Consider the following 10,778-nt stretch of genomic DNA (forward strand, 5'->3'; position numbering starts at 1 on the left):
GTCATATTGACGCCGGTTGCCATTTCTCTATCACTGGCCTATTGTGCTGTTAAGGGTGGGCATGTTTCAGTAGGTTTACTCGTAGAACGTTTTCCTAAAAAAGTGCAAAAAATTATAGATTTCATAACCGGATCCATTGTCATTGTTTCTCTTGTAATAGCTACGTGGTATTTGGTGGAGCGTGCTGATATGATGCGTCGGAATCAGGAGGTCACTACTACGATTTTAATTCCATATGCCCCATTTATCTTAATAATTGCCGTGGGGGTCGGTATGCTTACCCTGGTGGTTTTTGGCAAGGTCTTGAATTCTTTTGTTAAAGAAGGTGACCAATAATATGGATCCTATGATGATAGGGCTGCTTGGCTTCTTGTTATTTTTTCTGTTTATTGCAATGCGTATGCCCATTGCCTATGCTATGTTGATCGCCGGCATTTTTGGTATCAGTCTTATTAATGCGCCTAATGTTGCCTTTAAAGTAGTTGCCACAGAATTGTATGGCACATTTTCTTCTTACTCTTTAAGTGTTATTCCGTTGTTTACTTGGATGGGTTTTTTAGCTTTTTATTCGGGTATCGGCGGCAGATTGTTCACTTTTGCATATAAGGCAATGGGGCATCTTCCCGGTGGATTAGCTATTGCTGCTCAAGCAACAGCAGCGATTTTTGGAGCCATTTCGGGGTCAAGTATAGCTACTTCCGCAACCATTGGTTCGATAGCCATACCTGAAATGCGAAAACGTGGGTATGATGTTTCTCTGGCAACAGCAAGTGTCGCAGCTGGTGGAATTCTTGGGGTATTGATCCCACCCAGCACTATCTTTATCATCTATGGTGTGATTACCGAAAATTCGATCGGGGATCTGTTTATATCCGGGATAATACCCGGCATTCTTCTCACGCTTTTTTATATAGGAGTAATATATTTTATGACGCGGAGGAATCCTGACCTTGCTCCTCGTGGCGAGAAGGCAACTTGGAAAGAGAAAATGTTCGCGTTCAAAAATGGTGGGCTTTTAGAAGTTTTTATTGTTTTTGTTCTTTCTCTGGGAGGACTATTCGCCGGTTGGTTCACACCGACTGAGGCAGGGGCTGTAGGAGCCGCTGGCGTTCTTGTGATTACTGTCGTTACTAAACAATTAAATTGGGCGGGCCTGAAAAAATCGCTATATGACACATTAAATACCACAGCGATGATTATGTTTCTCATAGCAGGCGCCAATGTATTTGGTCGCTTTATAGCCATTACTCGACTGCCGTTTGAATTAGGCATGTGGATAGAAGGTTTACCCTTACCGCCATTTGTTGTCATGTGCCTTATATTATTGATTTACGTAGTATTGGGATTTGTTATGGATGCTTTAGCATTAATCTTGTTAACCGTGCCCATTTTTTACCCTACAGTCGTGAACACCCTGGGATACGATCCCATTTGGTTTGGGGTCATGATCGTTTTAGTAGCGGGCGCTGGGGTCATAACTCCGCCAGTAGGGATAAACGTATACGTTATTAAAGGAATTGCACCAGACGTTCCGCTGGAGAAAATTTTCAAAGGGATATGGCCATTTTTATACGCGATTGTTGCGCTTATTGTCTTACTCATGTTCGTGCCTGAAATTGCAACGTTTTTACCGGATTTAATGAGAAAATAAAAAGGCCAATAAAACGGGAAGTGACTGAGGCAGGGACGTCTCCTTGCTTCCCTTTCTTGTATAACGAAAACCACCTAGTCAAGCAAACTCTCTTATATCTGAGGTTACTCTCTGGAGTAAAAGAGACTTTGTAGTCTTCAATGGTTAGGGTTCTAGTGCACGTGTCAATGGGATTCTTTAAGAAGTGATTAGAGCACGATATTAGGAGACCCACCGGAACGTTCTGGTTAGTACTAAAGGCCTGGACCCATGTTTATCTTACAAGGAGGATGATTTTTGATGAGTACTGTAACTGAGCAAAATAAAGAAATTGTAAAGGATTTTTACGATTTAATCATTAACAAAAAGGATTATGAAGCGGCTAAGAAATATGTAGGTGCGCGATATAAGCAACACAACCCGCTTGTCGCTGATAGACCAGAAGGATTGAAGGCATTTATCGAATTCCTTAAAACAAATCACCCTGAAGCGCGCAGCGAGATTAAACAAATTTTTGCAGACAGTGATTTTGTAATTCTACATGTTCATTCACTTCGTGCACCAAATACCCGAGGTCGGGCAATTATCGAAATATTCAGATTAGAAGATGGAAAAATCGATGAACACTGGGATACTATTCAAGAAATTCCGGAAACATCGGCCAACAATAATAGTATGTTCTGAGGCATTAACACTAGGTTTATCAGTTTTTCTCCAAGTTAAAAGGAAAGAGAAAAGTAGCTCGTGAGAACGTTAAGTGGTGGCGAACAACAAATGATGGCATTTGCAGGGTTTAATGGGCGGGCGTTCAATTACTTAACAAGTCTCCGGAACTCAGTGGTCCGGAGACTTGTTTTTTTATACAGTCAGCCCCCCATGCCGCTTTGCGGCACCAAGGTTGTATGGGAAATTTATTATTATAAGCACTTAAGAAGATTTTGCTTGTGTCAAACTACTGATTTTCAAGGAAACAGGGAAAGAGGGATTAAAGATGATCTTCAAAGTAACAGGACTAACCTTTGACGAGATAAATGTAGGCGATGAATTTCATACGGTCTCACGTACAATTTCTGAGGCGGATGTCGTTAGCTTCGCCGGAATTTCCGGAGATTATAACCCCTTGCATACGGATGAAGAATGGGCGAAGGAAAATACCCCATTTGGTGGTCGAATCGCCCATGGAGTCTTAATTCAATCGATTGCAACTGGACTGGCCAATCAACTTGGTGTTTTCTTAGGAACGACCATTGCAGTGCTTGAAATGACTTCACGTTTTGTCGGGGCAGTACGTTTTGGAGATACCATTCGTGCGGTTTTGATCGTAACAGAAAAGAAAGAAAGCAAGAATGTAGAGCGGGGAATTATTAAGGTCTCCTTAGAAGTCAGTAACCAAAAGAACGAAGCGGTGATGCAAGGTAACTGGATTTTGATGCTAAGAAAGAGCTGTCCAACTGCATAAAGCCCATAATATACTTCATCCCCTAAAACCCCGGTGGCCTAGAATCCAGTGATACTAGGTTGCCGGGGTTTTTAAAATATATATTTATTGGGAGATGAAAAAGTTCATTAACGATTTAGCGGAAATGAAGGTTTTTTATATTAATGTTGGGGGAGGAGAGCCTCTTCTCCATCCTAACTTTTTGGAAATTATGGATTATGCCCATGAAAAAGGAGTCTATGCTCAATTTAGTACCAACGGAACCCTGATCGGAAGTAAGATGGCTGAAGAAATCAGCCAACGCGACTTAAGGGTTCAGGTTAGTTTAGATGGATGGGTGGCACCAGTCAACGATTCTATTCGAGGAGCAGGGACGTATCAGCAAGCAGTTGAAGCAATTCGTTTACTTTGTGAAAAAAGGGTTATAACAGCTCTTAATTGTGTTGTAACTAAACATACAATTCCAGGCTTAGATCAAATGCTTTCTCTTGCGAATTTATATGGGGCTAAATTAAGGTTGTCTAGGTTGCGGCCATCGGGTAGAGCTAAAGACATATGGCAGGAACTAGCGCCCTCACGGGAACAATATAGTCAACTCGTATTAGTGATTTATTAGAGCAATTGCCTTTATTTTATTCGGTTAGTTAGCATCCAGTGAACGCCCGACGCGTAGTTTGAATTTTGCGACCTTAGATTTTTTTTAGCACATATTAATGATAGTATTATAAAAGAAAAATAATGAGAGAAAGGAGGCTTAGGTTTTACCATGAATAGAGAATCATTGATTTCTTTTGAGCAACTGATTAAGGTTTTTGACGTTTCCCATGATGGTATTATCGTTACAGATAATCACGCAAAATTTTTATTCGTCAATCAATCAGCAAGCGTATACATGGGTGTGCCTCATAAAGAATTAGTGGGCATGAATGCCTCTGATTTGGTTAAAAATGGGGTCTACGACCGATCAATCATAATGAGGAGTATCGAAAGCAAAAAACAAGAAACCGGTTTGGTTCATACGAAAAGCCAAAATATTGTGGTATCCACATCTAACCCGATTTTTGACGAAAATAACAACGTCATCATGACCATCACCAATGTTCAGGCTGAAAGCATGATCGATAAATACGCTGCTGAGTTGAAAAAAGAACGGGCCAATGCGACCAAATATCTCTCGACACTCAAGTATATCAGTTCTCTTAATTCGGATTCGAAGATTATCGCTGAGAGTCCACAGATGAAAAAAATTTTGGCCTACCTAGCTATCGCAGGCAGAACGAACACCACGGTGCTTTTGCTGGGTGAATCGGGAACCGGAAAAGAGGTCTTATCCCGGGTTATTCATGAAAACAGCAACCGATCCAATGAGCCGTTTATACCGGTGAACTGCGCAGCGGTCCCTAAAGAGCTGATGGAATCCGAGTTTTTTGGCTACGATAAGGGGGCCTTCTCCGGAGCGTTGCAAAAAGGCAAGCCGGGCTTTTTTGAAATGGCCGAACGTGGAACACTTTTACTGGATGAAATAGGAGAAATGCCTTTAGATATACAGTCCAAGTTCTTAAGGGTATTAGAAAATAAGCAATATAACCGCATAGGGGGAACGACCATCCTCACGACGGATGTGAGGCTCATCGCAGCTACCAATAAGGATTTGGAGAAGAAAGTTTTGCAGGGAACCTTCCGTGCCGACCTGTATTATCGACTCAATGTTTTAACGGTGCGAATTCCGCCACTTAGGGAGCGCAAAGAGGATATTGTGGCCCTGGCTGGCCTTTTTTTAGCATCATTTAACAACAAGTATGGGACGGATGCCGTCTTACAGCAAGGTCTTATGGATAAATTCTTGAACTACAACTGGCCGGGCAATATTAGAGAACTAAAAAATATGATCGAACGAATGGTCGTCACCTTGTCTGCAGGAGAACTAGAGCTTAACGATCCAATAGATGCGCGATACCCGGATTCGGAGATAGATAAAGCACCCCACCTATCGGTTGCCCAGGATCATCACGGAGATTTAAAATCACTGCTAAAAAAGGTGGAAAAGGAATATATCCTCAAGGTGCTGGAGGAATGTGAATGGAAAGTCCTCGGTGCAGCGGAGCGGTTGGGACTTCACCGTAGCATGCTTTATCGAAAAATGCAGAGCCTGAATATTGAAAGGATAGGTGAAAAAGAAAGCTAACCATTAAATTCTAAACAATCAGAAAAAAGCAAAACAAACGTAATTGCCAAATCCTACGCACGTAAGCAAAGAAAAAGCCCAACCCTAAGGTTGGACATGAGTTCTATTTTTTAGTTTTGATGCAGTTAGCTGGTAGCTCTTTCGACCAAGGAACAAACTTTTCAATCAGTTCCGGGGATTGGTTGAAATCTGTATTCGGCATCTGTTCCGCAATTATGTGCCGAGTTTGGTTATGTGCTGAATCAGGGTTAAGGAGTCTGTTCTGGTAGGTTTTGTTCAGATATTCGGCACATAACATCTATCATCCTTTTTTGATACTATATAAAGCAAAAAGGAGTAGATAATATGAGCCGTAAAGAGTACGAAACATCAAGTTTGTCAGACTTTGAGAGTCACCTTATGACAAACAATTATACCAAACGGGTTCTTGAAGTCTATACAAGTCGGGTATCCTGCTTTCTCAACTCCCTCAACTCAACGTACCTTCTTTCCGATGAAGAGCAACTAAGAAAGCTAATTGTAGAATATACGGCGGGCTTACCTCTAACTTCAACTCTTAGGACAATACAAGCTGCTCTTCATGCATACTATCACTTTACAACCGGAAAGCACTTCAACAAACGCATAATACCCAGGATTCCCTGATGGGTTGAGATGCCTTACAATCCCAACCGCAATCGGTCTGATGTGGGCTACAGGAATAAGACCCTCAGCGAAAGACGCCACTGCCCAATTTGCGGTAGTACAACCACCAACCATTATTGGACCAATGAAGGATTTTACACTTGTCACAGGCTCGGTTACAGAACACGTAAAAACAGTTTTCGAAAGGATCCAACTGTAACTGTGTCTGGACCAATGTAGAAAGACCTTCAATGCTTTTTCGCATATCGCAGGGTTTGCAGGAAAGAAATATTCTGAGACCGGCAGCGTTCAAGCTCATAAGGGACGAATAGCAGCAATGACCTCACGAAGAGTCGCAGCTTGAAAGACCGAATACAGCTCGATGGAAATCGGTCCGATCTTAACAATGATCGGAACTTCCTTGACGGACGTTTGCTTCAACTCAATAAAGGTTTCTTGTTTAAGGTCAGCTTTGTCTTCGCGGTTGCACTTGGTCAACCAGTATCGGAGTGTATTGATGCTTAGGTTGTTTTCTGAGCACCATGCAGCAGCCGTTTGGCCGGAAGCACGGTAAGCGCTTACCAGCTGACGTCTGGTCCTGGGATAATTCCTCCTCAATTAGTCTTGAGGTTATTATCCCAGTTCTAAATGGGCATTTCTATGTGCCGAGTTTTTGACAATTACGTCGCAAAAAATAGACAAGTCGCAAATAGTCGACAGTATTTGTCTACATTTTGCGACTTTTTAATTTGTATCGATGCTAGAATCGAATGAATTTTCGAAGGATTATCCAGTTAAATTTTCACAAGCCCCTTTTTACTAGATAAATGGTTGCTATGGAAAAAATAGAAAATATTACTGAGCATTGAATAGTTTGGCATGGGGATTGCAACAAATATTGGTGTGATCACACTAACTGCAAATTCTTATTAAATAAACTGATGCCAACACCACTTATCATTACAAAGCACAGCCTTATCCTCAATACCCCAAGATGCATATGGGCAATACTGCGGAAAACGTTGTCAGGCAGTGCGGGATACCCAGAGAGGATTCCGACCAGTTTGCCTTTGACAGCCAGATGAAAGCCAAAGCAGCTATGGAAAGAGACCGTTACCAGCGCGAGATCGTTCCCGTAGAATTAAAGGATAGAAAAGGCAAGGTGACGCTGATTGAGAGAGACGAACACCTTAAGCCTGATACCACCATGGAAGGCCTGGCGCAGATGAAGCCTGTATTCGACAAGGAAGGCACCGTGACAGCGGGCAATGCCTCAGGCTTAAATGATTGCGGAGCTGCGTTGGTCCTGATGAGTGAAGAAAAGGCGAAGGAACTGCAAATCGAACCCCTAGCTGAGATTGTCGATTATGCGGTAGCCGGCCTCGACCCTAACGTCATGGGCCTTGGTCCAGTCTATGCGATCGAAAAGCTCCTTAAAAAGACAGGCCTGACGAAAGAGCAAATCGACGTTTACCAAATCAACGAAGCCTTTGCCGGTCAAATGCCACCAGGTGGTAGCAACAAGAGGCCCTTGGGAATCTCTTGCTACGAGGACAAGTTGGTGGAAAACCGTGTTGCCGAAATTCTATCCGCAATATATGAGCCGAAGTTCTATGAATTCTCCTATGGATTTCGACCGGGAAAGAACTGTCATCAGGCGGTAAAAAGTTGATAGGATGTATCCGCAAGAACGTCAGGTATGTAGTCGAGGCTGATATTCGGTCATTCTTTGACACCATCGACCATGAGTGATGATTCGATTTCTCGAACATGACATAGCCGACAGGAAGTTTATCGACCTTATCAGGAAGATGCTGAAAGCGGATGTGTTAGACGGGGGAAAGGTGCTGGAACATGAGGTCGGTAGCCCACAGGGGTCGGCTTCTTCGCCCACTTATGCAAATATCTATCTGCACTATGTTCTTGACACGTGGTTTGCCATAAAGGTGAAGAGCGAGTGTCGCGGTGACGCATACATTATCCGCTACTGCGATGATTTTGTATGCTGCTTCCAATACAAAGAGGATGCAGAAAAGTTCTATCAGGAACTGCCGATTCGATTTGCGAAGTTCGGTCTTAAATTAGCAGATGAAAAGACATGCTTATTGGAATTCGGCAGAGTTGCAGTAAAGAACCGAGCTGCGCGAGGCGAGGGAAAACCCGAAACGTTTGATTTTCTAGGTTTCACTTTCTTTTGCAGCATGGATACAAAGAAGAAATTCTTCCGTGTCAAGGTGAAATCGTGTCGCAAGAAGACTACAGCAAAATTGAGAATGCTAAATCTGTGGCTAAAAGAGCATCGGGATTGGGCTGTTAAAGACATAATTGACAGAGTAAATCAATCACTGCTCGGGCACTATCACTACTACGGAGTCACAGATAATTTTAAAGGCATTGCAGTATTCCAATTTATGGTTGTCAATCTATTGTTCAAGTGGTTGAATCGTAGAATCCAAAGGAAAAGCTATACGGGGATGCATTTCGAGACGGATTGATGAAAACTTTCCCGATAGTGAAACCAAAGATTTACGTAAACCTAACTGCAAACTATTTGTAAAGTTGTTGGAGAGCCGTATGCGTTAATTGCGCACGTACAGTTCAAAGAGGGGGGCAAGGTCGGTGACGGCCTTGTCTACTCACGGAAAGACAATCTACACATATATACATGCGGTCACTCCATGTTGGAGCAGCCCACTCACCTCCGCGTGATTTGTAGTTAATTGTTATCCCTAGGAGTTTAGAATAATAAAAAATCCGTTAAAAGCCAACGTATTTCATTACGTTTTGTGCCTTGAGCGAAGCTAAAGGAATGATTATATATATGAAAAAGTTTATCAAGTCCAACGAGATTTCTGAGCTGATTTCTAAAGGGACAACCATCTATACGTGTGGTTTTGGGCTCGCTGGATTTGCCGAAGAGATCGCTATCGAAATCGAAAAGAGTTTTCTAGAAACCGGCAATCCGAGGGATTTAACCATCTATCACTCCACCGGAACCGGAAATAGCAATAACAAAGGCATCGCTCATTTTGCCCACAAAGGCTTGGTTAAGCGAATTGTCTGCGGTCACTTTGGCGCTAGCGGACCGGAAATCGGTAAAATGCTGATGTCGAATGACATTGAAGGGTACAGCTTACCTCAAGGCGTACTGGCCATTATGCCCCGGGAAATTGCCGGGCGGCGCCCCGGCGTCATTACCAAGGTAGGCTTAGGAACTTTTGTCGATCCCCGACTGGAAGGCGGAAAAATCAACGCTCTGACCAAGACCAAGGAAGATCTGGTGGAAGTCATGGTCATCGACAACGAGGAATGGTTGCGTTACAAAACACCTAAGGTCGATATAGCCATCATCCGGGGGACAACAGCCGATGAGCATGGAAATATCTCCATCGAAAAGGATGGCATCCTTGTTGAAACCCTGTCCGTGGCCCAAGCGGCCAAAGCTTGCGGGGGTATTGTCATCGCTCAGGTTGAATACGTGGCTAAGGCTGGCACCTTGCATCCCAAAAAAGTTCGTGTGCCGGGAATCATGGTGGATTATGTGTATGTGGCCAAGCCAGAAAATAGTTATCAAACCCAAGGAACCTATTTTAATCCCGTTTTTTGCGGCGACTTAAAAATCCCGGTGGAATCCATTCCCGCTATGTCATTGAGCGAACGTAAGATCATTTGCAGGAGAGCGGCCATTGAATTGAGAGATCATGACATCGTCAATATTGGTATTGGCATGCCGGAAGGCATATCCGCCGTCGCTGCAGAAGAAAAGGTTTTCGACAAGATTACCCTAACGAGCGAGGGCGGCGGCATTGGCGGGGTGCTGGCTTCGGGACTTGATTTTGCCAATGCCATCAATCCAGAAGCGATTCTGGAGCAGCCTTACCAATTTGATTTCTACGATGGTGGCGGCATCGATGTGGCCTTCTTGGGACTTGCCCAAACGGATAAAAAAGGAAATGTTAACGTCAGTAAATTTCATAATAAGGTAGCGGGGCCCGGTGGATTTATTAATATCACACAAAGCGCGAAGCGTGTGGTGTTTTGTGGGACGTTTACGGCTAACGGTTTAGAGGTTGAAGTTCTGGGCGGCAAACTTAACATCAAACGGGAAGGGACTATGAAAAAGTTTATTGAAGCTGTGGAACAAATCACCTTTAGCGGTGATTATTCAAGAAGTATCCGGCAACAGGTGATCTATGTGACTGAACGGGCTGTCTTTGAATTGACGGATAGCGGTCTCGAGTTGCTGGAAATTGCTCCAGGGATAGACTTGGAACATGATGTTTTGCGTCTGATGGATTTTAAGCCGGTGATCAATAACGTAAAACTCATGCCTCACGAGATATTTCAGGAAAGTTGGAATGGGTTGAGCGAATGGATCGCGAGACATAATTAACAATACTAAAATAACAAATTAGATGGAGGGGATTACAATGACATTAAAAATCGGTGTTTTGGGCGCAGGTTCAATGGGCGGGGGTATCGCTCCTAGCTGCAGTGAAAGGTATAGAGGTACGTCACCTCGGGCGTCGATATGTTGTATAATACTGTTCATTATGCCACTATGAATAAAAAGGTATGGGATTCCTTCCCCAAAGAGATTCAAGATGCTATTACTAAAGTGAACGAGGAAGTATTTGCGACTGCTTCAACAATGTGGGATGGAAAAGATGGAGCAAAGGGAGAAAATCAACTCGGTCTTGATTTTGCCGTTACCAAGGGCAATCAATTGATTACGCTCTCTGCTGAAGAAAGTGCACGTTGGAATGAGAAACTCAAGCCGTTACAGGGCCAGTATGCTGAGGTATTGAACAAGAAAAGCATTGACGGGAAAGCGGTCATGGGTAAAATATCAGAATTAACCAAGAAATATAATAGTGAATTCTATAAATAAAATTAGCACA

At 43.2% G+C, this 10,778-nt stretch carries 12 protein-coding genes; 10 read left to right on the top strand and 2 right to left on the bottom strand.

Annotation, left to right across the window (positions count from 1 at the left end; translation table 11 throughout):
• The 6 genes from JL57_RS15170 to JL57_RS15195 all read left to right on the top strand — a co-directional run.
• A partial coding sequence (locus tag JL57_RS15170) for a TRAP transporter small permease (RefSeq protein WP_291300135.1) occupies window positions 1-336 on the top strand: 336 nt, incomplete at its 5' end.
• A 1-nt stretch (window position 337) separates the two neighbouring features.
• Complete coding sequence (locus JL57_RS15175) at window positions 338-1,651, top strand: TRAP transporter large permease (protein ID WP_034142873.1); 1,314 nt, start codon at window positions 338-340, stop codon at window positions 1,649-1,651.
• A gap of 279 nt (window positions 1,652-1,930) precedes the next feature.
• The gene (locus JL57_RS15180) at window positions 1,931-2,314 is read left to right on the top strand and encodes a nuclear transport factor 2 family protein (protein WP_045691774.1); all 384 of its coding nucleotides are present in this window, start codon (window positions 1,931-1,933) and stop codon (window positions 2,312-2,314) included.
• A gap of 307 nt (window positions 2,315-2,621) precedes the next feature.
• Entirely contained in the window at window positions 2,622-3,089 is a 468-nt protein-coding gene (locus tag JL57_RS15185) for a MaoC/PaaZ C-terminal domain-containing protein (protein WP_034142874.1), read from the top strand.
• 94 nt (window positions 3,090-3,183) lie between these two features.
• Window positions 3,184-3,684, top strand: a complete 501-nt coding sequence (locus tag JL57_RS15190; protein ID WP_291300136.1) for a radical SAM protein — start codon at window positions 3,184-3,186, stop codon at window positions 3,682-3,684.
• Window positions 3,685-3,834: 150 nt separating this feature from the next.
• A complete protein-coding gene (locus JL57_RS15195; protein ID WP_045691773.1) occupies window positions 3,835-5,253 on the top strand; it encodes a sigma-54-dependent Fis family transcriptional regulator in 1,419 nt (472 codons plus the stop codon).
• Window positions 5,254-5,962: 709 nt separating this feature from the next.
• Here JL57_RS15195 and tnpB read toward each other — a convergent pair.
• Both tnpB and JL57_RS34560 read right to left on the bottom strand, forming a co-directional pair.
• A complete protein-coding gene (tnpB, locus tag JL57_RS36450) occupies window positions 5,963-6,196 on the bottom strand; it encodes an IS66 family insertion sequence element accessory protein TnpB (protein WP_366557035.1) in 234 nt (77 codons plus the stop codon).
• Window positions 6,193-6,495 carry an IS66 family insertion sequence element accessory protein TnpA gene (locus tag JL57_RS34560; RefSeq protein ID WP_291300137.1) on the bottom strand — a complete coding sequence of 101 codons (303 nt, stop codon included), beginning with the start codon at window positions 6,493-6,495 and terminating at the stop codon, window positions 6,193-6,195. The genes tnpB and JL57_RS34560 overlap by 4 nt, the downstream gene beginning before the upstream one ends.
• 376 nt (window positions 6,496-6,871) lie before the next feature.
• Here JL57_RS34560 and JL57_RS15215 point away from each other — a divergent pair, with 376 nt between their 5' ends.
• From JL57_RS15215 to JL57_RS15230, 4 genes are all read left to right on the top strand, one after another.
• Window positions 6,872-7,549 carry a thiolase family protein gene (locus tag JL57_RS15215; protein WP_291300138.1) on the top strand — a complete coding sequence of 226 codons (678 nt, stop codon included), beginning with the start codon at window positions 6,872-6,874 and terminating at the stop codon, window positions 7,547-7,549.
• A gap of 139 nt (window positions 7,550-7,688) precedes the next feature.
• Window positions 7,689-8,372: a reverse transcriptase domain-containing protein gene (locus tag JL57_RS34565; protein WP_291300139.1), complete on the top strand. Its 684-nt coding sequence runs from the start codon at window positions 7,689-7,691 to the stop codon at window positions 8,370-8,372.
• 326 nt (window positions 8,373-8,698) lie between these two features.
• The gene (locus tag JL57_RS15225; RefSeq protein ID WP_034142879.1) at window positions 8,699-10,270 is read left to right on the top strand and encodes an acyl CoA:acetate/3-ketoacid CoA transferase; all 1,572 of its coding nucleotides are present in this window, start codon (window positions 8,699-8,701) and stop codon (window positions 10,268-10,270) included.
• Window positions 10,271-10,408: 138 nt separating this feature from the next.
• Entirely contained in the window at window positions 10,409-10,768 is a 360-nt protein-coding gene (locus JL57_RS15230) for a hypothetical protein (protein WP_034142880.1), read from the top strand.
• The last annotated feature ends 10 nt before the right edge of the window (window positions 10,769-10,778 follow it).

The organism is Desulfosporosinus sp. BICA1-9 (genome assembly GCF_000802135.1).

Excerpts from the sequence above, each read along its gene's own strand:
- JL57_RS15175 (WP_034142873.1), top strand. The coding sequence starts at position 338 with ATGGATCCTATGATGATAGGGCTGCTTGGCTTCTTGTTATTTTTTCTG.
- JL57_RS15180 (WP_045691774.1), top strand. The coding sequence starts at position 1,931 with ATGAGTACTGTAACTGAGCAAAATAAAGAAATTGTAAAGGATTTTTAC.
- JL57_RS15185 (WP_034142874.1), top strand. The coding sequence starts at position 2,622 with ATGATCTTCAAAGTAACAGGACTAACCTTTGACGAGATAAATGTAGGC.
- JL57_RS15190 (WP_291300136.1), top strand. The coding sequence starts at position 3,184 with ATGAAAAAGTTCATTAACGATTTAGCGGAAATGAAGGTTTTTTATATT.
- JL57_RS15195 (WP_045691773.1), top strand. The coding sequence starts at position 3,835 with ATGAATAGAGAATCATTGATTTCTTTTGAGCAACTGATTAAGGTTTTT.
- tnpB (WP_366557035.1), bottom strand. The coding sequence starts at position 6,196 with ATGAGCTTGAACGCTGCCGGTCTCAGAATATTTCTTTCCTGCAAACCC.
- JL57_RS15215 (WP_291300138.1), top strand. The coding sequence starts at position 6,872 with ATGCATATGGGCAATACTGCGGAAAACGTTGTCAGGCAGTGCGGGATA.
- JL57_RS34565 (WP_291300139.1), top strand. The coding sequence starts at position 7,689 with ATGCTGAAAGCGGATGTGTTAGACGGGGGAAAGGTGCTGGAACATGAG.
- JL57_RS15225 (WP_034142879.1), top strand. The coding sequence starts at position 8,699 with ATGAAAAAGTTTATCAAGTCCAACGAGATTTCTGAGCTGATTTCTAAA.
- JL57_RS15230 (WP_034142880.1), top strand. The coding sequence starts at position 10,409 with ATGTTGTATAATACTGTTCATTATGCCACTATGAATAAAAAGGTATGG.